This is a genomic window from Pedobacter hiemivivus (genome assembly GCF_004331685.1).
GTDB classification, from domain to species: Bacteria; Bacteroidota; Bacteroidia; order Sphingobacteriales; family Sphingobacteriaceae; genus Pedobacter; species Pedobacter hiemivivus.
Window position 1 is genome coordinate 25,330 of sequence record NZ_SJSM01000017.1, and the last position, 20,623, is coordinate 45,952.

Annotated in this window: 20 protein-coding genes; 8 read left to right on the forward strand and 12 right to left on the reverse strand. The window is 39.0% G+C overall.

Translation table 11 applies throughout. The features are described 5' to 3' along the window. The first annotated feature begins 87 nt into the window (after positions 1 to 87). The 3 genes from EZ444_RS20350 (at position 88) to EZ444_RS20360 (ending at position 2,524) form a co-directional block, all read left to right on the forward strand. Complete coding sequence (locus tag EZ444_RS20350) at positions 88 to 1,278, forward strand: metallophosphoesterase (RefSeq protein ID WP_131610995.1); 1,191 nt, start codon at positions 88 to 90, stop codon at positions 1,276 to 1,278. 98 nt (positions 1,279 to 1,376) lie between these two features. Beyond that, positions 1,377 to 2,102: a CDP-alcohol phosphatidyltransferase family protein gene (locus EZ444_RS20355; protein WP_131610996.1), complete on the forward strand. Its 726-nt coding sequence runs from the start codon at positions 1,377 to 1,379 to the stop codon at positions 2,100 to 2,102. Then, positions 2,102 to 2,524: a GtrA family protein gene (locus EZ444_RS20360; RefSeq protein ID WP_131610997.1), complete on the forward strand. Its 423-nt coding sequence runs from the start codon at positions 2,102 to 2,104 to the stop codon at positions 2,522 to 2,524. The genes EZ444_RS20355 and EZ444_RS20360 overlap by 1 nt, the downstream gene beginning before the upstream one ends. A 4-nt stretch (positions 2,525 to 2,528) precedes the next feature. On the opposite strand, the gene EZ444_RS20365 is transcribed toward EZ444_RS20360, so the two are convergent. From EZ444_RS20365 to EZ444_RS20380, 4 genes are read right to left on the reverse strand one after another with little or no spacing between them, the layout of a single operon-like run. Beyond that, entirely contained in the window at positions 2,529 to 3,227 is a 699-nt protein-coding gene (locus EZ444_RS20365) for a GDSL-type esterase/lipase family protein (protein ID WP_131610998.1), read from the reverse strand. A gap of 51 nt (positions 3,228 to 3,278) precedes the next feature. Beyond that, complete coding sequence (locus EZ444_RS20370) at positions 3,279 to 5,924, reverse strand: outer membrane beta-barrel family protein (RefSeq protein ID WP_165503677.1); 2,646 nt, start codon at positions 5,922 to 5,924, stop codon at positions 3,279 to 3,281. Between the two features lie 6 nt (positions 5,925 to 5,930). After that, positions 5,931 to 6,959 carry a FecR family protein gene (locus EZ444_RS20375; protein WP_131611000.1) on the reverse strand — a complete coding sequence of 343 codons (1,029 nt, stop codon included), beginning with the start codon at positions 6,957 to 6,959 and terminating at the stop codon, positions 5,931 to 5,933. A gap of 54 nt (positions 6,960 to 7,013) precedes the next feature. Further along, on the reverse strand, positions 7,014 to 7,640 hold the full coding sequence (locus EZ444_RS20380) for an RNA polymerase sigma-70 factor (RefSeq protein ID WP_225874786.1): 627 nt from the start codon (positions 7,638 to 7,640) through the stop codon (positions 7,014 to 7,016). Between the two features lie 209 nt (positions 7,641 to 7,849). Here EZ444_RS20380 and nudK point away from each other — a divergent pair, with 209 nt between their 5' ends. Continuing rightward, positions 7,850 to 8,428: a GDP-mannose pyrophosphatase NudK gene (gene nudK / locus EZ444_RS20385; protein ID WP_131611001.1), complete on the forward strand. Its 579-nt coding sequence runs from the start codon at positions 7,850 to 7,852 to the stop codon at positions 8,426 to 8,428. A 17-nt stretch (positions 8,429 to 8,445) separates the two neighbouring features. Here the strand turns inward: nudK and EZ444_RS20390 are convergent, their stop codons facing one another. The 4 genes from EZ444_RS20390 to EZ444_RS27815 form a co-directional block, all read right to left on the reverse strand. After that, positions 8,446 to 9,600: a PepSY-associated TM helix domain-containing protein gene (locus tag EZ444_RS20390; protein WP_131611002.1), complete on the reverse strand. Its 1,155-nt coding sequence runs from the start codon at positions 9,598 to 9,600 to the stop codon at positions 8,446 to 8,448. A gap of 6 nt (positions 9,601 to 9,606) precedes the next feature. Further along, positions 9,607 to 11,922: a TonB-dependent receptor gene (locus EZ444_RS20395; protein WP_225874787.1), complete on the reverse strand. Its 2,316-nt coding sequence runs from the start codon at positions 11,920 to 11,922 to the stop codon at positions 9,607 to 9,609. Between the two features lie 212 nt (positions 11,923 to 12,134). Then, positions 12,135 to 12,443 carry an SRPBCC domain-containing protein gene (locus EZ444_RS20400; RefSeq protein ID WP_317130134.1) on the reverse strand — a complete coding sequence of 103 codons (309 nt, stop codon included), beginning with the start codon at positions 12,441 to 12,443 and terminating at the stop codon, positions 12,135 to 12,137. Further along, positions 12,415 to 12,561 carry an SRPBCC domain-containing protein gene (locus EZ444_RS27815; protein WP_317130135.1) on the reverse strand — a complete coding sequence of 49 codons (147 nt, stop codon included), beginning with the start codon at positions 12,559 to 12,561 and terminating at the stop codon, positions 12,415 to 12,417. Before EZ444_RS27815 ends, EZ444_RS20400 begins: the two co-directional genes overlap by 29 nt. 177 nt (positions 12,562 to 12,738) lie before the next feature. Here EZ444_RS27815 and EZ444_RS20405 point away from each other — a divergent pair, with 177 nt between their 5' ends. The 4 genes from EZ444_RS20405 to EZ444_RS20420 are packed head-to-tail and all read left to right on the forward strand — an operon-like array spanning position 12,739 to position 17,247. Further along, the gene (locus tag EZ444_RS20405) at positions 12,739 to 14,055 is read left to right on the forward strand and encodes a TolC family protein (protein ID WP_131611003.1); all 1,317 of its coding nucleotides are present in this window, start codon (positions 12,739 to 12,741) and stop codon (positions 14,053 to 14,055) included. 10 nt (positions 14,056 to 14,065) lie between these two features. Continuing rightward, positions 14,066 to 15,265 (forward strand): efflux RND transporter periplasmic adaptor subunit, encoded by a 1,200-nt coding sequence (locus tag EZ444_RS20410; protein WP_131611004.1) that lies wholly within the window; start codon positions 14,066 to 14,068, stop codon positions 15,263 to 15,265. Further along, positions 15,265 to 16,014: an ABC transporter ATP-binding protein gene (locus EZ444_RS20415; RefSeq protein ID WP_131611005.1), complete on the forward strand. Its 750-nt coding sequence runs from the start codon at positions 15,265 to 15,267 to the stop codon at positions 16,012 to 16,014. Before EZ444_RS20410 ends, EZ444_RS20415 begins: the two co-directional genes overlap by 1 nt. 9 nt (positions 16,015 to 16,023) lie before the next feature. Then, positions 16,024 to 17,247, forward strand: coding sequence for an ABC transporter permease (locus tag EZ444_RS20420; RefSeq protein WP_131611006.1), 1,224 nt, complete (start codon positions 16,024 to 16,026; stop codon positions 17,245 to 17,247). 41 nt (positions 17,248 to 17,288) lie between these two features. Here the strand turns inward: EZ444_RS20420 and EZ444_RS20425 are convergent, their stop codons facing one another. The 4 genes from EZ444_RS20425 to EZ444_RS20440 form a co-directional block, all read right to left on the reverse strand. Beyond that, positions 17,289 to 18,212: a TIGR01777 family oxidoreductase gene (locus tag EZ444_RS20425; protein ID WP_131611007.1), complete on the reverse strand. Its 924-nt coding sequence runs from the start codon at positions 18,210 to 18,212 to the stop codon at positions 17,289 to 17,291. Between the two features lie 10 nt (positions 18,213 to 18,222). Next, on the reverse strand, positions 18,223 to 19,035 hold the full coding sequence (locus EZ444_RS20430; protein WP_131611008.1) for a DCC1-like thiol-disulfide oxidoreductase family protein: 813 nt from the start codon (positions 19,033 to 19,035) through the stop codon (positions 18,223 to 18,225). 7 nt (positions 19,036 to 19,042) lie between these two features. After that, on the reverse strand, positions 19,043 to 19,549 hold the full coding sequence (locus tag EZ444_RS20435; RefSeq protein WP_131611009.1) for a GbsR/MarR family transcriptional regulator: 507 nt from the start codon (positions 19,547 to 19,549) through the stop codon (positions 19,043 to 19,045). Between the two features lie 96 nt (positions 19,550 to 19,645). Beyond that, a complete protein-coding gene (locus EZ444_RS20440) occupies positions 19,646 to 20,488 on the reverse strand; it encodes a transglutaminase-like domain-containing protein (RefSeq protein WP_131611010.1) in 843 nt (280 codons plus the stop codon). Positions 20,489 to 20,623: the final 135 nt, after the last annotated feature.

A 20,623-nucleotide genomic window follows, 5' to 3' on the forward strand; every position in this document is an offset into this window, starting at 1 on the left:
GCCTAAGCATCAGCCAATTTTAACATAACAATGTCATTTCATGTAACACTATAAACACTCTCCCATCCAAAGTGTAATTTAAATTCAATGAAACGAAAAACAAACTTTTTGCCCTTTGTCGTAATCGCCATACTATTCTTTTTGATAAACAGCTATGTACTGTCAGGTATCCATACCCTCAGTACCCATCCAAACATTACGCCGGCTTTCTGGACTTTTATTGTACTTATAACTGCCGCACTTGCTTATGCCATGCAAAGAATGCGCGACAATGGAATGGATATCTTTTTTAAAATAGCGACTCATGCTTTCCTCGTCCTCTTTGTAGCCGAACTTGTTTTTATCCTGATGTTATTGCCCGCGGATGTTTATCGTCTATTTGCAGGCAAACCACGAAATGGATACTGGGTAGAGTTTGCCGCCTTTCTTTTTATTCTTACTATCCTGATCTTTATTTATGGCATCATCAAAGGGAAATACGCGTACCGAGTCATTAAACACACTTTATTCTTCGATGATCTTCCTCAAAGCTTTGACGGCTTTACCATCACACAAATCTCTGATGTACATGCTGGGAGCTTTCAAAACCCCAAAGCTGTACAAAGAGGTATCGATTTAATTAAGGCACAACAGTCAGACTTATTTGTTTTTACCGGAGATCTTGTGAACAACAAAGCCGAAGAAATTAAACCTTGGATCAGTTATTTTTCACAAATAAAGGCACCATTCGGCCAGTTTTCTATACTTGGTAACCACGACTATGGAGACTACATTAAGTGGGAAAATGAAAGTGAAAAAAGTGCCAACTTACAGCAGTTAAAAAAGTATCACCAAGAATTGGGATTTAGGTTACTACTGGATGAACATATCACCTTACATAAGGGTGCTGAGCAAATTACCCTGGCTGGCGTAGAAAATTGGGGTATTGGCTTTGGACAACGGGGTGACCTTAATAAAGCAATGATCAATGTGCAATCCAATGACTTCAAAATACTGTTGTCACATGACCCTACGCATTGGGATGAAGAGGTAAAAAAGCTTCCCACAAAAATACACCTAACCCTTTCCGGCCATACACATGGAATGCAGTTCGGTATCGAAGCATTGGGCATAAAGTGGAGTCCTGTTAAATATAGATATGCACATTGGGCCGGTATAGCCAGCAAAAATGGTAGATATCTGAACATCAACAGGGGCTTTGGTTTTCTGGGTTTTTCGGGGCGAATAGGCATTTGGCCTGAGATCACAGTGATTGAACTTAAAAGATCTAGCGAATAATTTTATCATAGAAAGGTTGTTTTCTAACAAAATCAATTTTCGATTGTTTAAATTCTATACTTTTGCATGGTAGAGTATAATTATACTACAAGGCCTTAATGGAACAAAATAAATTGAGAGAAGAAACTTTGATCGCGTCTGCAGATACTGATGATTTAAAAAGAGTATTTCAGGATAGAAAAAGAACGAACATTTTAAATAACCTGGAGCAACAAACGCTTTCTTTTCTGGTGACCAGAATCCCCAGTTACATATCTTCAAACATACTTACTTTTCTTGGCACCGTTGGATCAGTATTGGTACTTGTCGGATTTGTACTTGCTAATTATATAGACCGCAGTTACCTTTTAATAGGTATTTTCGGCTTGGCGCTGAATTGGTTTGGCGACTCATTAGATGGTCGTATTGCCTATTACCGCAATATTCCTCGTAAATGGTATGGCTTTTCGCTCGATATTATTATGGACTGGGTAAGCACTGTGATGATAGGCTTAGGCTATATGGTGTACGCAAAAAATAAGTATGAGCTCATTGCTTTTGTATTTGTTGTGCTTTATGGATGGGCCATGATCATATCGCAACTAAGATACAAAATCACAGACGTATACACTATAGATTCAGGACTGGTTGGTCCTACGGAGATCCGTATCATATTGGCCCTAATCTTTGTTTTAGAAGTTGTGTTTGGTGGCTTAATAGGATACTTCGCAGGTATGATATGCATAACGCTTTTCTTCATCAATATTTTAGATACCCGCAAACTGTTAAAGCTTGGCGATATCCGGGATGCTATAGAGCGAAATGCTAAAAAGAAAGCCGCTTAATGAGTAAAATAAAATCCATTTTTGAATTTGCTAAAGCGCAGGTTTCAGCATGTACAGGTGGACTGCTGGATTACTCAGTGATGATATTGTGTACTGAACTGCTGCACATCCACTACACCATTTCGATCGCCATTGGCGGAATTATTGGTGCCGTGGCTAATTTTTCTATAAACAGATATTGGACATTCGGGGCAAGTCAATCGCCCGTTGGCAACCAACTCACTAAATTTATTTTTGTAGTAGCGGGTAGCATTACCCTAAAATCATCCGGCACCTACCTTTTTACCAACTGGTTAAACCTCGATTATAAGTTAACCAGAATTATGGTCGACATTATTGTCTCTTTAGGTTTCAACTATGTATTGCAAAAATATTGGGTATTCAGGAAACCTCCAATTCAAGAATTCGAACAATTAGATTAAAACTCTATTTTTTATTTTTCAGTAAGAAGGGTTGCAAAACCTTTTGCCAAATCTGATAGCCATTAGGCTTCATATGTAGGTTATCTGGTAAAAAGACATCTTTAAATACTTCTCCATTGGCATCAAGCATGGGTGTCCAAACATCTGCAAAAGCAGTTAACTTCTCTTTCTTCGCATATTTTTTAAGCGCTTGATTAAACGCTACATATTTATCTTTAAGCTCCCATCTGGCTACACTTGGCTTTACAGAGATAAAAACCACAGGAACTTTAGGAAATACCGCCGCAATTCTTTGTCTCAACATTGCAGCTTGCTTAATTAACGTTTCTGTATCTATCCCCTTAGCAATATCATTGTCACCTTCGTAAATAAAAATCTTCGCCGGCTTATAAGACATAATTACCCGATCTCCATAATACAATAGATCTTCAAATTTAGAACCTCCAAACCCACGATTAATGACATAAGACTTTGGGAAATAATCGGCAACGTCTTTCCAATTGGTGATCGAAGAACTCCCAACAAACAGGTTAGAACCTGGCTGCACCTTTTCTATAGAGTCCCTTTTATCAAAAGCCTTGATGTTCTTTTCGAAAGTTTTAGTGTTATACGCTTGAGCCGAAAGCAGGGCAGGCAAAGCAAGAAGAAAGACAATTAAACTAGCCTTAAGCAAATTACCGAAAGAAGATTTAAACTGATTCATTTAATGGTTTGTTAGACAATTTGGTTCATGGAAAGATAATAAAAAATCTTACTAATTGCCAATCCTATTTCGTTCCTCTTCATTGCTCTGCTCTATTTTTTTATTGCTGAATTTCTTTCCCGCAGTAAAACTATAACTCAAAGACAAACCAAAAGTCCTTGTAGGTCTTTTCTGATAAGAACTGATCTTGGTGTCCTTATAATTTGTAAACTCCTGCTCCTTAAAAGTATCAAAAATATCAGTCGCCGATAAACGCAACCTTATCTTATTACTGAACATTTTCTTAGTCAACCCCAAATCAACATAAAATATATAGCCCATTCTGGAATTGGCTGTCACATAAGGAGAATTATAGTTGGCATACATATCCAGATCAAAAAGATTTCTCAAAGTAAAAGTATGCATAGACTTGGCATAAACACTGTACCGATCAACTTTGAAATTGTTAATCTCCGTTGCCAGGTGAAAAAGTACAAATGAATTATATGTCTTCCACCATTTAAAAAGATTAACCGGCGCATCAATGCCTATTCCATAATCTGAGCTATTGTTAAAGTTTCTTGGCTGATACTCTATCACATTATCTCCTATCGGATTTACCAGCGACGCAATTGTATTTTCGGTACGGCTGTAATAAATATCTGCAGAGAAACCATTCCAGAAATTATAACCAAGTTCCACTTTATGTGTATATTCTGGTAACAGATCAGGGTTTCCAGTCATGACTTCATAGTCATTAAGTTGCAACCGATAAGGATTTAGATAACTAAACTGTGGTCTTTTTAACCGTCTGGAATAATTGATGTAAATAGAACTGCCCTTCTTTTCATTCAATTTCTGCACCAGAAACACAGTAGGAAACCAACCCAGGTACTTTCTGGAGAAAGTCTTACCAGTAGTGATTGAATTTCCTTTCATATAGGTTTCTTCCGCTCTCAAACCTAATTTAATACTTGTTTTCTGGATGCTCTTTTCCAACGTACCATAAGCCATCAAAAGGTTTTCATCATAAATAAACTGGTTGCTTGCCCCAGGATCTTTTAACCATTCATCAGCAACAAAATTTTCCTTTAATATAGTATTATCCCTTTTGGCGGCAACGTATTTAACCCCGGTCTTTAGCTCCAGCTTGTGATCAAAAACTTTTGTATAATCTGCCTGTATCGAATAAATGTTGGTAACATTAGGTGTATTGTTTCGGTATCTCGAATTTCTTGAGGGATCAGTATATTGTGACGTAAAATCATTTTCTTCCATTTTGCTGCTCCGTACATAATCACCTATCAGCTTCAGCTTGCTACCCGTACTGTCCAGCAGCAACAGGTAATTCAACGTAGCCCCGGTAGTTTTAGGCTTACGGACCCAGTCAGACAAAGCATCTCCACTTACCACCTCAGTAGGTTTATTCAATAATATATTGGTTTTGAAAGTCTGTAACATTTCACTTCCCGCCCCAACCACTTGCAATCCAATAAGCTGATTTTTAGATAAATCATAAGCCAATCCGAAACGATACTGGTCCCTGCTGTTATTGTTATAGCGGTCAGTTCTTCCAGCATATGTACTTTGATCCGGATAAATGATCGTTGTTGTTCCTCCAAGGTAATCACTTTTATCTTTTGCAAAAGACAAGCTACCCTGGGCATACAAATTCTTCAACTTATAATCCGCCGAAACACCACCCGCATAAAATGGGCGGTTTCCATATTTATAAGAACTGCTTACCTGACCAGCAAGCCCATCCATTCTAGCCTTTTTTAATACAATGTGGATAATTCCTCCCGAACCTACAGCTTCAAATTCTGAAGGTGGGTTAGAAATTACCTCTATTCTTTTAATGTCTTCCGACCTTAGTGTACGCAAATACTCCGCGAGCTCATCTTCAGACATACGCTGAACCACATCATTAATCATCACCATTACAGACTGATTTCCTTTGATCTTAATAGCCCCATCACTATTTACCCATATCCCCGGCGATTTCCGTAAAACTTCCAAACCAGTATTTCCATCAGCCAGTACACTTCCTTCTACATTTATAATGTACCTATCGGTCTTTCTTTCTATAAGCGGCCTATTCCCGGTTATACTTACCATATTCAGGGTATTGCGTTCTTCTTTTAACACTATCTTTGCCAAAACAGCTGTATCCGGATAGGTAAAATCTAGCAATAATGGCTGATAACCTACTGAGGATATTTTAAAGGAGTATTTCGTGTCATTTTTAAAGCCGTAAGAAATATGAAATTGACCGTTTTCATTGCTGACACCACCACTTACATAAACCCCAGCATTCATAAGCCCTAATGATGCAAAAGGCAAACCGTTATTCGTCTGATCTACAACCTTCCCTGACACCGAACTCCTCATTAAATCAATATCCGCAGATTTTTTTACAAATCTTGCACTTCCGATAACAATCATACGATCCGACATCATCTTATAAAAAAGCAGTTTTTTAGGCAGGATCCCGTCCAACAAGTCCGACACAGCTGTCCGCTTTACATTCACCGACACTAATATCGTGTCAGATACAATTTCATCGCTGTAAACCATGCTATAACCACAGCTTTTCTGAATATGATCAAAAAGCTGGACAAGTGGTTGTTTCTCCATAACTATGGAAGTTTTACGATTTTGAGCATCAGCAGAAAAATACCCGAGTAGCGTCAGGGTTATAAAAAGTATGTTCCTCATTTTCATCTATTTAATAACCACGGTTTTATTCGTAATCGTATAACTAAAAGGGTATGATAACTTAAGTGCTTCTAGCGCTTCTTTTAAATGTTCATCAGCAAAAAGTCCGCTAAACCTTTTATCCTTTAACTGTTCATTGTTAATCTCGATTTTCACATCATACTTCTTTTCAAGCCGAAGGACAAGGTTTTTCAGTTTTTCTTTCTTAAAAATCAGTGAATCTTGCGTCCATCTTACTTCTTGCAATTGTAAATTAACATCCATAGGGAGGATACTGAACAAATCTTTGTTTATTGAACCATTAAAAGAAATAAGTAATTTTTCTCTAGGTTTAAGTATTACTTTTTGTGTCTCATCTGTATTATTGCTTACCGCTACCAACCCACGTATAAGCGATACTTCAATGTTCGGCTGTTCTTTATCAGCCAGCACATTAAAAGCCGTGCCCTTTACTTCAATATTGATACGACCGGCATGTACGAATAATGGAATTTGCTTATTTTTTGCAACATCAAAAAAAGCTTCCCCAGACAAAAACAATTCCCTCTTGGTCCTTCCAAAATCATCATTATATCTAATGAAAGAGCCCTTCTTAAGCCATATCTGGGTACCATCATCAAGTGTTTTAAATAACTTTCCATCAACCGCAGTTAACGTAGTAAACTTTGGAGTTTGCACTGTATGGGAGTAATGATAAGCCAATAGTCCCAACCCTACCACCAAAACAATACTAGCGGCAACTTTAAGTAGTGGACTCCTATAAAACCGACGTTTTTCGAATTTATGATCGTCATAACCTTCTGGAAGATGTCCTTTATGCTCCGTCTCTGCGATGATCCCCCAGGTCTTTTTCAGTTTATCATCAACCATACTTTCGACGCCTTGCTTGCGATGAAAATAAAGCGTTAGCTCTTCGGCAATTTGCCTATAAGTATCTTCCTTATCAATAATCTGTTGTAACTGTTCCTCTTCTTCCTTGGAAATTTCATCCCTTAGCTTTCTGGCTAATAACATCAGGAAATACTGCTTCGTCATGTTCAATGGTCTTATACCCTAAGGACACCCAAATTTGATGAACTACTTATCGTATCAGAAAAAATATAAAATAGGCAGGCTTGATAGTGCCTGTTTTTTGGAGATTCGCTTTTGAGGATGATAGCCAAGGTACGAACTAATTGCATCAGCCAGACTTTTCACCGCCTTATACATTTGGTTTTCAACAGTTCTAACTGAGATGTTCAATATTTGGGCGACTTCTTTAGATTTAAGTTCATCTTCTTTTATGAGGCGGAAGATTATTCTTCTTTGTTCCGGTAAGGCCTCAACCGCCAGATCAAGCAACTTTGCCAATTCCTTTTTTTCTAACTCTGTACCGTGATGAACTGTAAGAATTGAAACCTGCTCTTGCTCTTCATCATCAGTAGATACTACCTGATGTTTTCTGGCAGCCCTTAACTGATTTAATGAAGCATTTTTTATTGATATGTACAGATATACTTCCGGATTCAATACTTTAAGTAATGTATCGCGCTTTAACCATATTTTAACAAATAGCTCAGAGGTAATTTCTTCTGCACTTTCAATTTGCTTTACATATTGCTGTGAAAACGCGACAAGCTTATCATAATAATTCAAAAAAAGCGCATTGAAAGCATCCTGGCTGCCGGCCTGAATTTCCTGGAATAATATGTTTACTGATCTTTTCGGCTTAAGCATTTTTTTCTTTTAACCTTTTGGGATAAAAAGGCAGGTATCAATAACAATGACACCAAAGTTTGAAGATATACTTATTCTAAAGAAAATTAAAATTAGTTACAAACCGTCTACTTCTTCTATACTAAATATTACTATTTTATGTTCTATTAAAGCGATCCTCTTAATCAGAAATTGCTTTAATTTGGCCCTAAATAATTACGAACAACTACATGGAATCTGTAAAAATAACAAGCACTGAAGTCCTATCAGACAATTGGTACACACTCAAGAAAATAGCTTTCGAAATCACTAGAAAGGATGGCACCAAATCTTCCCAGGAGCGAGAGGCTTACGACAGAGGGAACGGAGCAACAATTCTGCTATACAATAAACAACATCAAACAGTAGTGCTTACGCGTCAATTCAGGATGCCTACCTATGTAAATGGAAATGAAACTGGCTACCTAATCGAATGTTGTGCAGGTTTATTAGATAAAGACAACGCAGAGGACTGCATCAAAAAGGAGACAGAAGAAGAGACTGGCTTCCGTATAGAAACCGTTCAAAAGGTTTTTGAAGCCTATATGTCACCCGGCTCAGTTACTGAGCTCATTTACTTTTTTGTTGCAGAATATTCCAATGAAATGAAAGTCCATGAAGGTGGTGGCCTCGAAGAAGAAAACGAACATATAGAAGTTTTAGAACTCCCTTTTCAGCAAGCACTCGACATGATCAATACCGGAGAAATTAAAGACGGAAAAACTATCATGCTTTTACAATATGCAGCAATCAATAACCTGATCCTATAAAAGGCAACATACTTGTTTTACAAAAAAATCACCTTCTTAGAGGAGAGCTTGGCGCTTTTACCTTCAGTAACAGACGCCAGACTCCGAAAAGAACGTTTCTTTTTCTTTTTTTTAAGCCAAATAATCAGCCCTGTTACAGGAAGGCTAGCTGCAATAAGACTGGCAATACATGCTACAATCTTACCAAATAGTCCAAATACCCGACCTGTATGCAAATCGTAATTAATGGCTTCAACTAAGTCTGCCCGATTAAAATTCCTAAACAATTTAGCCTTCGATAGTGAGCCCGTTGCACTGTCAAAATAAAATGTATTCTGATTACGGGCCCATTTATACGGATATATCATCCTTAAACGAAGTTCACCATTTTTTCGAACAGATATACTCGTTAAGTCTGCACCCGGATATTTAATAGAAAAATCATGGTACAGCTTACCATAGCTAACAGGGAGCGAATCAATAACATCCGGAGACTTAACCAACAGTTGTTTTTCCCCGTCCTTAAGTTTTGTTCCAGTTAAAAAAGCCGCTGCTGTTTTAACCTCTTTAAAAGCGAAAAACAAACCTGTCAATGCGATAATGAGTAAAATCCCCGAAGCGTAAAAACCCAATACATTATGCAAATCATAATTAACCCTTTTAAAAGATCCCTTCCATTTAATGGTAAGCGCTTGTTTTAACAACCTCATCTGACGAGGAAACCATAGCACCAGACCAGTAATTAACATGATTACAAAAACTACGACCGACCAACGCTGAATAAACTTACCGGTTTCCCCCATAAGTAATGAAGTATGGAGCTCTTCAACAGTATCCAACCAATCTGCCTCCCCTTTATAAACAAGGCTTCCATCATAAGGATTAAAGTAATAAACCTTATCATTTTTCACAGCTAATTGCACGGTTGCATTCGGCTGCTTCTCCTTAATTCTTATAACCGTTATTTTTTCCTTAGGTGCTACCTGGTCAAAAGTTCTGATGATCTTTTCAAGACCAACAAATGGCATATTTTCAGCTGGAACATACAGACGTTCCTTTTGGGTAAAGTCCCTAATCTCCTCTTCAAAAACGTATAAACAGCCCGTAATCCCGATAATAAAAACAATAAGGCCGGTACCTAAGCCCAGCCATAAATGTATTAGTCTTATACTTTTCTTAAATCTTTTGGTCATAATCAATTAAAAGGCATAACCAAGCGACAGATTAAACCTGCGGCCATTTCCCCTAACATAGTTGATGTCACTTCCATAAAACTGGGAAATGCTAGGATAATAGGTTTTGTTAAGCACGTTTTCAATACCGAGGTTCACCTTTAGTGGTTTCATAATTTGGTAAGAAGCAGCGAAATTAAACAAATCATAGGCTTTTACAGGTCCTTCACCAATTAAATATTTACCTGTTTTAGGATTAACAGGGAAACGATCTCTATCACCTATACGCATCCAGTTCAAATCGAGAAACAAATTCTTAACTCCTGTATATTTCACATAAACAGTGGCTTTCGATGGTGGTATCCGCGTAGTATTTAAGTAAACATCTGTAGGACTATCAAATCTCCCGTCGTCATCTACATCCCCTTTACCACCAACCTCGGCATAGTTACCACCTATGGCTAAAGATGGGAAGAGCTGGTAATCTGCCTGAATTTCAAATCCCTCCACACGCTCAGGAATCCTTTGCGAAATATAAGTTCCATTCACTTCTAAAAGGTTAGCACCCAACTTTGAAGTACTGTAATAATAGGCAGCACTAAAATTTAAGTTCCCCAATGTGCTGCTAAAACCTGCCTCATAATTATTTACAATAATTGGCTTAGTTTCCAATTGAGAAAGCGTATTACTTTTTGCTGCTCTCAATACCCTTCCAAGTTCAAATACAGAAAAAGACTGTGCATAACTGATAAATGGATTAAACAATTTGAATTTCGAATATCTTACACCAGCATTAAATACAAAAGCATTATAGTTTAACGATCCTCCCTTCACATCAAAGCTCCCCGCACCATTGGCACCCGTAGCCAATGTTTTAAAATCATCAACATCAATATCGATATTCTCTAGCCTTAATCCAGCCTTAATAGTTAAATCAGTGAATAAATTAGCTGTAGCCTGCAGGTAGGGTGCAAAATTAACCATGTTCATTTTTGGTACCCATACCCTGCCATCTACCAGGTTTTGGGCCGTTTTATCATTCATTAAATCTACCCCATAATTTACCTGCATTGGCACCTCAGGTGAAAGTCTGAATGGCGTATTTAAATTTACCCGAGCTCCTTTTTTAGTAGAGGTAATGGCCGATTGCCCACTTCCATAAAATGATGCTGAATTTGAATAAATCGTATAAAAATCCTGAAAATATAAATTAGCTGTCAGGTCAGTACTACCAAAAACCTCCCGATTGCTGTATTGAAGATTTGAATTGTGATTAAAACGTGTTCCTTCATCTACCCCTACTCTTTCACCATAAATACCAATTGCAGGGGATTGACCATACACGCCTGTTTTAGTGATATACCTGGAATCCTGACGGGAGCTAAAATAATTGTACATCAACTCTAACCTTTGCTTAGTGGTAATGTCATAACCAAGCTTAACAAATCCGTTGTAAGTTTTAGTTTCTCCAAGTCCATATTCCGGGGAAATTACCAATCCTTCAGCGTCTCTGTATACGCCAGTTTTTTCGTACATTCCACTTACGATGTAATCGAACTTTTTAGCCCGCCCATAAAATTGCTGAACTACACGATAACCGATGGTACTATCTCCTTTCGTATTACCAGTCATTCCAATTTGTGAATATCCACCAAATTGCTTTCCTGTGTTCGCTTTCTTAGTGATGTAATTGATCAATCCACCCTCAGCTCCATTTCCATATATTGCTGTAGCACCTTTTATAACCTCCACACGTTCAATCACAGAGGGGTCAATGCTACGAATATCTCTTCCCCCAGCCCTAAGCGGAGTAGATTGAGGAATCCCGTCAACAAGCACAAGTACATTTCTTCCCCTTAGCGTTTGCCCTGAATTACCAGTCTGGTTGGTTGAGGTACCCAATCCTGGAACACTGTACGATAAGATATTTGCAAGATTAGGACTAATAATGGATTGAGTATTGATGTCTTTTGCTGTAAGGATAGTCACCGAAGATGGCGTTTGCGCCAAAGACTCTGCCCTTCTGCTTGCAGAAACAATTACTTCCGATAAGTCTGAACTTTGGTCCTTTAATACCACTTCTATATAAGTCGTATCAACACCTGATACAGACACCTCTTTGTATACCTTATCATATCCTGTTATCGAAACCGAAACCAAGTGATTCCCGGCAGGAATCCCTTTTAATAAAAACTTACCATTTTTATCAGATGTTGTTTTGACATTCAATTTTCTAATTTGAACATTAGAAAAAGCAACGCTATGCTTCAGGGAATCAGTCACTGTCCCACTTATAATTCCATTACCATTTTGAGCAAAAAGGCTCCATGGTAAAAACATCATTAATATTATAATAAAAAATCGTAGATCTCTAAACTGCATAAACTGTATATTTCAGGCAAATATACAGTTGTTTAGAATTAATACAAATAAAAACAAAGAAAGAGCAGATCTAAAAATTTAACTCTTTAGTTGAACCAACAAAATTACCTCCTTAGAGGAGACCTCGGCGCTGTTACCCTTCAGTAACAGGTGCCAGACTCCGAAAAGAACGGCTATTTTTCCTCTACATATTTTTTAAAGTTGTCTAAAATAGACTGCCAACCACTTTGTTGCATCTCTATAGAATTCTCACTCTCTGGATCAAAAGTTTCCACCACTTCAGTGGTATTACCATCCTCAGTAAATGAAATTTTCACTTCCCTTCCATCCCCCAAAACATATTCAATAAGCTTATGATTTTCAACTTTTGTATAAACGCCCGCAAAATCAAAACTAAAGCTACCATCTTTGGCCGCCATAGTGGTTTTAAATGTCCCGTCAACGCGTACATCATTATCTGCATAAGGGTGCATGCCAGTCATCCGAAGCAAAAGTCCATTGTTTAATGTGTTCTGGGTTTGTCCAAATCTCCCAAACTTTTGCTGCCGGTGCGTTCACTGTAGCGCTTACCGTAATTGTCGTTTTTTTTGCTGTTTCCATCTGTCTAAGTATTATTTATAGAGTTCATCTTTATAATGTAAATATACCTGCCCTTTTTCTAAATAAAGATGGCCATAAACGACATTATCCGGGGTCGATTACGACAATAAGTATTAAGAAAGGTACAAACAATTTCAGTTCGATTTGGTTAATCATCAAAGGACCTAAACACCCATCATGTCGCGATTAAAAATTAAGGTGTTGCTTTTCGTTTCCGCAGCAATTTTCAATGCACAAAACCTAGTGGCACAAGACTCCTTATACAATGACCTTCCCAAAATCTGGAATCTAAACGAATGTATTCTTTATGCAAAAAAGAACAATTACACCCTCAACAGCCTAAAGCTAAGCTCTAAATCTGCCGAACAGGATCTAATCGCTGCTAAAGCTGCCAAATACCCCAATTTAACCGGTAGCGTAACGCAGGATGCAATACATTATAAATCCGGTATGCAAAGCTCCAGTGGTTATGGGCTTAATTCCGGAGTTACTCTTTTCAACGGCGGATTTCTTAATAACGACATTAAGTCGAAGAACTTTAGTCAACAGATCGCCAACCTATCCGTTGTCTCGGCAGAGAACGACATGACCATCCAGCTTACCCAGGCCTACTTAAATATTTTATTAACCAGAGAAAACATTACCTACCTAAAGGATTTGCTAAACACCAGTCAAGCGCAAGTAACCCAGGCACAACAGGAATTTAAAATAGGCACTATTGCAAAAAATGCCCTCTTGCAGCTTCAAGCCACCATGGCAAATGATAATTATACGCTGATCACGGCACAAAACCAATTCCAACAAAACATACTCACGTTAAAGCAATTACTCCAATTGCCTACCAGAATTCCCTTTGAAGTAGCCGTAACCGATACCGTTAAAATGACTAAGCCATTAATGGATTTAAATTCAGCACAGGATCAAGCTTTACAAACCCGGCCAGAGGTTAAAACTGAAGTCCTCAATGTACAATTACAAACCAATGAAATGGAAAAGGCAAAAGCCAGCATCCGACCAATCTTAAGTCTGGGCGGTTCCCTATCCTCGGGCTACAACAGCAACAGTTTTGGATCTTATCCAAATCAACTGAACAACAGTTTTAATCAGGGACTAGGCTTAACCCTGGCGATTCCAATTTTTGACAGGAAGGTAACGCGAACCAATGTTGCCAAAGCCAATATTGAAATTCTACAGGCCAAACTATCGCTACTTAACACCAAAACAATTTTAACCCAAGCCGTAGAAACCGCTTATTTAAACGTTCAGAATGCCAACAGTCAATATGTAGCCGCCAAAGAGCAACTCAACTATACCAGCGAAGCTTTAAGGATTGCCGAAGCACAACTTAAGTTAGGTGTGAACAATATGGTCGAATACCTGCAACAAAAGAACCTATACATCCAGGCATTACAAGCCTATATACAAGCAAAATACACGGCCAACCTAAATACTAAGATCTACGATTTTTATACAGGCGTCCCAATTACTGAATAAACAAAGGAAAATGAAAAAGAAGAAAACCATATTTATCATTTTAGGTGTACTTGTACTTGGCTTTGCCATTTGGTACTTCGGAATCCGAAAAAAGGAACTGGTGGTTAAATTAGACACAGAAAAACCTACGATAGGTTACATTTCGGAAAATGTAACCGCTACCGGGAGGGTCGAGCCGATGGATACGGTAATGGTAGGTTCACAGGTATCTGGTAACATTTCAAAAATCTATGTAGATTTCAATTCTACGGTTAAAAAGGGACAACTGCTGGCAGAACTGGACAAAACGTTATTTCAAGCCTCGGTAGATCAGTTTAAAGGTAGCCTCGCCAATGCCCAAAGTTTGATCGTTTTTCAAAAAGGGAATTTCCACAGACAGAGCGAGCTGTACAAACTGGGCGCCATTAGCAAAGCCGATTACGACAATGCCCTTTATACCTATAACTCCGCTATCACCAGTGCTAACAGTATAAAAGCACAACTGGTCTCTGCTCAAAAGAATCTCTCTTTAGCCAGTATTTACTCCCCTATTGATGGAACTGTATTGGCCAGAAGCATCAGCGAGGGGCAAACGGTTGCGGCAAGTTTTAATACACCAACCTTATTTAGTATTGCCAAGGATTTAACAAAAATGCAGGTCGAAGCTGCCGTTGATGAAGCCGATGTGGGTGATCTTAAAATCGGGGAACGTGCTACCTTCACCGTAGATGCTTTTTTAGATGATACCTTTAAAGGAGACATACAGGAAATACGGTTAAGGCCAAGCATTGCTTCCAATGTGGTTACCTATACCACAATTATCAAAACAGACAATAGCGATCAAAAGTTAAAACCGGGCATGACGGCCAACATCACCATTTTTGCTAAAGAAGTGAATAATGCACTGCTGGTTCCTGCAAAGGCACTTAAATTTATGCCCGATACGACGCTAAAAAATTACCAACTGGTATGGGTCAACAAAGCCAGAAAGCCAAGCGCTCCGACTGAGGGTTATGTGTGGCTCAAAATGGGTGATCATAAACTGGAACAAAAGAAAATACAAGTGGGCATCAATAACAATACTCAGGTGGAAATTTTGGGGGGAATAACAAAAAATGACTTAGTCGTTGTTGGCAGTAAGGTAGCCGGCGGAGGTGCTGCCGCAGGTGCCGCAGCTTCGAGCCCATTTATGCCAGCACGACGTTCAGGAAGTAGTAACAGACCACGATAATGGCAAAAAATAAGATACTGGAATTACATGAGTTAAAAAGAGAGTTCGTTATGGGTGAGATGACCGTAAGGGCGTTAAAAGGCCTTTCTTTTGAAATCAACTCCGGCGAATTTGTGACCATTATGGGGAGCAGTGGCTCTGGCAAAACCACCCTCCTAAATATTTTAGGCTGTCTGGATAAACCAACTGAGGGGAGCTACTTTTTGGATGGAATTGACATTAAAGGATTAAATCGTGATGAACTGGCTGGACTGAGAAATAAAAAAATTGGCTTTGTATTTCAATCTTACAATTTATTACCTCGGACAAATGCATTGGAGAATGTGGAGTTACCCCTCTTTTACAATAAAGAAATCTCTGCCGATGAGCGTAGAGAAAGGGCAATCAAAGCGCTTGAAGCTGTAAAACTGGGTGATCGGTTTGATCACACCCCTAGTCAGCTTTCGGGCGGACAGCAACAAAGGGTGGCCATTGCCAGGGCACTAGTCAACGAACCCGTCATGATTCTTGCTGATGAGGCTACAGGAAATCTGGATACCAGAACCTCATATGAGATTATGGCCTTAATGCAGGAGTTAAATACACAAGGTAAAACCATTGTCTTTGTAACCCATGAGCCAGATATCGCTGCTTTTAGCAGTAGGACAATTATGTTAAAGGATGGCAAGCTACAAAAGGACAGTATCAATGAAAATCCACGTTCTGCAAAAGAAGCCCTGGCTTCATTACCCACATCGGATGACTATTAAATAGAAGAGATGAGCATTTTAAATCTATTAAAGATCGCTTTTCGGGCATTAAGAAGAAATAAGCTACGTGCCTTCTTAACCATGTTAGGGGTTATTATAGGCGTGGCCGCTGTTATTGCCATGATGGCGATTGGACAGGGCTCTAAACAAAGTATCCAATCGTCGTTGTCTGGCATGGGCTCTAACATGATTACCGTTCAACCTCAAAGCAATTCACCAGGAAGCGTGCGGCTAGCCGGCAGTAGCATTCAAACCTTAAAACTTGAAGATATTGAAGCCATTAAAAGGTTGCAGTCCGATAATATAAATGGATTATCCCCTGTCGTTTCTTCTGGCGGTCAAGCCATTAGAGGTGGCAACAACTGGCCAACCAGCATCACCGGAATCGTTCCTGATTACCTGCACATCAGGCAACTTCAACTTCAGGATGGGATCATGTTTTCTGATAATGACGTTAAAAAATCAGCTAAAGTTTGTTTGTTGGGCAAAACAGTAATCGATAATCTTTTCACCGATGGCAGTAATCCAATTGGCCAAATTATTCGCTTTAAGAGCATTCCTTTCCAGGTAATTGGCACATTGGTATCAAAGGGTCAAAGTAATTTCGGACAGGATCAGGACGACATCATTTTGGCACCTTTTTCTACAGTACGCAATAGAATTACAGCTACAAACTATTTGCAGGCGATTTATGCTTCTGCGGTTTCAGAAGCTGCTAGTGATGCGGCGACTGCCGAAATCACCGCTGCAATTAGAGAAAGTCATAAATTATTGCCCTCGCAGGATAACGATTTTCAAGTCCGTACCCAGGCACAATTAATCGCTACCATTACTGCGACAAGTAGTATGCTTACCGTTTTACTCACTGCAATTGCAGGGATCTCTCTGTTGATTGGTGGTATTGGGATTATGAATATTATGTATGTTTCGGTCACAGAAAGGACGCGGGAAATTGGTTTAAGAATGTCTATTGGTGCCCGCGGCAAAGATATCCTTATGCAGTTTTTAATAGAAGCCGTTTTAATCAGCATTACCGGCGGGATTCTGGGTGTTTTACTAGGCATCACATCCGCCTATTTAATTGCTTACTTTTTACAGTGGCCTATATTAATTTCACAATCGTCTATCGTGATTTCCTTTCTAGTGTGCGGAGTTACAGGAATATTCTTTGGGTACTATCCCGCGCAAAAAGCCAGTAAACTAGATCCTATTGAAGCCCTGAGGTACGAGTAACCCTCTGATAAGCGGCCTTTAATAATGCTACAGCATAAGCTTTAGTAAATACTTATAATATCTTTTATTGCATGTTCTGCTTTCGGAAAAATAAAGGGGTAACCAGAGTCGACAAGCCGTTTAGGTGCAACCCATCTACTTTTTAAAATTAACTCCGTTTCTGTCCCAATAAACATAGCTCCTAGTTCTAACAGCCACGCTGGAGAAGGAAGACCAAATGGAACACCATAAGCCCTACGCATCAACTTCATCAGTTCAGTATTTTTAACTGCTTCCGGACTGGTACAATTGATGGCCCCATTGAGTTCCTTATGCTCCATCAACCATTCAGTACATTTTGCTGCATCTTGTTCATGAACCCATGATACATATTGCTGCCCATCCCCTTGCCTTCCGCCAAGACCACATTTTACAAGATTAAGTAAGCGCGGAAAAGCACCATCGCGCTTACCCAATACAATCCCCATGCGCAAAGCAATTTTCCTAGTATGTGGGGTATTTGTTTCAAAGAAAGTTTGCTCCCATTGACGACAAACATCTATAGAGAAACCATAGCCAATTTCACCCATTTCTTCATCCTGCACATGATCTTCTGCATGACGATATATCGTTGCAGAGGTAATATTTATCCAAAGTTGTGGAGGACTTTGCATTTTAGCGATCACCCTTCCCAAAAGCATAGTTGGATTGATTCTCGAAATTATGATCTCCTGTCTATTCTTCTCTGTGTATCTACAGTTCACATTTTTACCGCAAAGGTTCACCAAAAGATCTGCACCTTCTAAAGTACTTTCCCATTCTCCTTCAGCCACTCCATTCCAAACTATCGTTTTAATATTTCCATCAGCAGGCGCTGGTTTACGACTCAAAATAATAATTTCTGCCGCAAGACTTCGGTAATATTGCGCCAGAATGCCTCCAAGGTAGCCATTTCCCCCGGCCAAAATGATCTTATTATATTTCATGATTAAGCGTTTAAATTATGATAAAAAGTACTGCAATGCGATACAAAACCCAGGTGATCGTCAGCGTCCAGCCGATTTTTAAAAGCTTGCTTCTTCTGATGTGCTCCAGTAACATCAAACCGGCAACTGCCATAAACCAGGCGAGATAAAAATATGGGCTAAGGCTGAACCATGCAGATAGCAACATTGCCGGCAATAACAACAACGCCCCTGCAAAAGAAATCGTCATCATATTACCCAGGTATTCCCAAATTTTATCCCTATTCACAAATGTGATGACCAACCCTTGGAATAAAATCTGTCCACCACAAACAAAATATTCACGATAAGGATGACCTGCGGGCAGCAAGCCATACATTAAACCAGTGTAAGCAGAAAGGACATACGCCGTTACCAGCCAGGTAAAAATCAAATAGACTATCCGATAATGCAGTTTAAATGTCGGCTGAAACTGATAACTTTCCCCTTTAGCAGGTGGCACAATTACGCGCCTATTGTAAGCAATAAAAGCATACACCTTACTCATTAACCAAACAAAAGGTTTAAACCTGAAAAGCGGACCAAAGAAAGGCATGATCAGCGCAAAGATTTTAAAAAGGCTGTCAATACCATAGGTCACCTCGCCTGTTTCCTGATTGACTAAGGCGATTTCATTTGCCGCCCGTTGCCGGTCTACCATTGGACAAGCCTGAGTTGGTAATTCCTGATAAGCAGCCCTACCATCCTCGTCCAAAAGCCCTGTGCTCACAAAAGCATTGGTATACATACGGCACATCGGACATTCTTCATCAAATAGAATCAAGTGGTTTTTCAGCGTTTTCATAACACAACTACTTAAACATTTTAAAAATGGATCCCCAAAACCAGCTTTCTTCAGCTTTAAGCATGGTATCTAATGTTTTATCCACATTTTTAGCCAGCTTATTGATATCCGTCACTGTTTTATTGAAGGTCTTAAATTCAGGATCTTTCACATCCCCCTGCACGTTAGACAACTCATCCAGAATTTTCAAAACCGGATCCAACTCCCTCTTTCTACGTTCTTTAGCCACTTGTCGTGCGATGTTCCAGGTATCCTTATCTGCATAAAAATATTCCTTCCGTTCGCCAGCTTTATGCTGTTTCTCTACCAGGCCCCAACCAATCAAATCCCTTAAAGTCATATTTGCATTTCCTCTGGAGATGCTCAGATCTTTCATGATTTCTTCTGTGGTCAGCGCTTCTGGAGACACCAATAATAGCGCATGAACCTGGGCCATAGTACGGTTAATCCCCCATTCTGACCCCAGCTTGCCCCATGCCTCTATGAATTTTTGTTTTGCTGCTGTTAATTCCATGAACAAATATACATAAACATATTAAACTTTCAATAATTACTGAAAGTTTAATATCAATCATTATGTCATCGTCTGAAAAAGCGATCGAAGAGCGCTTTAAATATATGCATAGCCTTGTTCTGCCGTATACTGATCAATGTAACGAAACTCCGCATCAATTAAATTTGCGGCAACGTCTAAACTTACAAATTGCAAATTCCCAAATACACTGGCAAATGCAGTATCAGTAGCATCAACACCAGTTGCAATCTTAACCAATCCATTTAATGGAACCAACTTAGTTGCATCCACAATAATCCAATAACCACCAATGTAAGCTTCGAAACAGGCATGAAAATCTGCAGGCTGCAACTGGTAGGCATAACCAGTGTAATATCTTGCCGGAATCGTTAATGCCCTGCACAAGGCGACTCCCAAATGTGCAAAATCACGACATACGCCTATTTGTTCCGTGATGGTATCAAATGCTGATGTTTGAGCATTGGTATACCCCCCACTATATTCTACATTAGCATAAATCCAGTCACGGATAGCCATTACTTTATAAAATGCATGATCAATATGTCCAAATTTGTGAAATGCGAACTTATATAGTTTGTCCGACTGACAATACCTGCTGGGATTTAGATAAGACAAAGCACTAACCGGCATAACACTAATGGGTATATCATCCAAATAATCTGCCGCAACTGCGCGGACTTCTGTTTCAACTACCGCATGATAATTGATCACCAAGCTTCCGGTATCAGGAATTTCTATGATCTTAAATCTTTTTTCTCCGGTGACTGCAAATAACTCCGTCATTTTCAATTGCGAATTCAAATCCATACACTCTTCAACAAGAAACTGACCTGCAGATTTAAGAGGTTGAACATTTAAGATCAGGGTTGAAGGCGAGATCACCTCGTAAACTATTTTAGCAGACACCTCTAATTTCATAAAAACTCCATATTAAGATAATAATTCAACAAAAACTAATCATTTTTCAAACAAATAATCAGAAAATAGATAAAAACAACAAAAATCAACCGATAAAAATTAACAAATCAATAAAAATTACATTTAATCACATAT

Coding starts and splice junctions, on each gene's coding strand:
- nudK (WP_131611001.1), top strand. CDS start 7,850: ATGGAATCTGTAAAAATAACAAGCACTGAAGTCCTATCAGACAATTGG.
- EZ444_RS20430 (WP_131611008.1), bottom strand. CDS start 19,035: ATGAAAACGCTGAAAAACCACTTGATTCTATTTGATGAAGAATGTCCG.
- EZ444_RS20400 (WP_317130134.1), bottom strand. CDS start 12,443: ATGACTGGCATGCACCCTTATGCAGATAATGATGTACGCGTTGACGGG.
- EZ444_RS20365 (WP_131610998.1), bottom strand. CDS start 3,227: ATGAATCAGTTTAAATCTTCTTTCGGTAATTTGCTTAAGGCTAGTTTA.
- EZ444_RS20390 (WP_131611002.1), bottom strand. CDS start 9,600: ATGACCAAAAGATTTAAGAAAAGTATAAGACTAATACATTTATGGCTG.
- EZ444_RS20440 (WP_131611010.1), bottom strand. CDS start 20,488: ATGAAATTAGAGGTGTCTGCTAAAATAGTTTACGAGGTGATCTCGCCT.
- EZ444_RS20405 (WP_131611003.1), top strand. CDS start 12,739: ATGTCGCGATTAAAAATTAAGGTGTTGCTTTTCGTTTCCGCAGCAATT.
- EZ444_RS20380 (WP_225874786.1), bottom strand. CDS start 7,640: ATGCTTAAGCCGAAAAGATCAGTAAACATATTATTCCAGGAAATTCAG.
- EZ444_RS20360 (WP_131610997.1), top strand. CDS start 2,102: ATGAGTAAAATAAAATCCATTTTTGAATTTGCTAAAGCGCAGGTTTCA.
- EZ444_RS20425 (WP_131611007.1), bottom strand. CDS start 18,212: ATGAAATATAATAAGATCATTTTGGCCGGGGGAAATGGCTACCTTGGA.
- EZ444_RS20350 (WP_131610995.1), top strand. CDS start 88: ATGAAACGAAAAACAAACTTTTTGCCCTTTGTCGTAATCGCCATACTA.
- EZ444_RS20370 (WP_165503677.1), bottom strand. CDS start 5,924: ATGAGGAACATACTTTTTATAACCCTGACGCTACTCGGGTATTTTTCT.
- EZ444_RS20410 (WP_131611004.1), top strand. CDS start 14,066: ATGAAAAAGAAGAAAACCATATTTATCATTTTAGGTGTACTTGTACTT.
- EZ444_RS20435 (WP_131611009.1), bottom strand. CDS start 19,549: ATGGAATTAACAGCAGCAAAACAAAAATTCATAGAGGCATGGGGCAAG.
- EZ444_RS27815 (WP_317130135.1), bottom strand. CDS start 12,561: ATGGAAACAGCAAAAAAAACGACAATTACGGTAAGCGCTACAGTGAAC.
- EZ444_RS20375 (WP_131611000.1), bottom strand. CDS start 6,959: ATGACGAAGCAGTATTTCCTGATGTTATTAGCCAGAAAGCTAAGGGAT.
- EZ444_RS20355 (WP_131610996.1), top strand. CDS start 1,377: ATGGAACAAAATAAATTGAGAGAAGAAACTTTGATCGCGTCTGCAGAT.
- EZ444_RS20395 (WP_225874787.1), bottom strand. CDS start 11,922: ATGATGTTTTTACCATGGAGCCTTTTTGCTCAAAATGGTAATGGAATT.
- EZ444_RS20420 (WP_131611006.1), top strand. CDS start 16,024: ATGAGCATTTTAAATCTATTAAAGATCGCTTTTCGGGCATTAAGAAGA.
- EZ444_RS20415 (WP_131611005.1), top strand. CDS start 15,265: ATGGCAAAAAATAAGATACTGGAATTACATGAGTTAAAAAGAGAGTTC.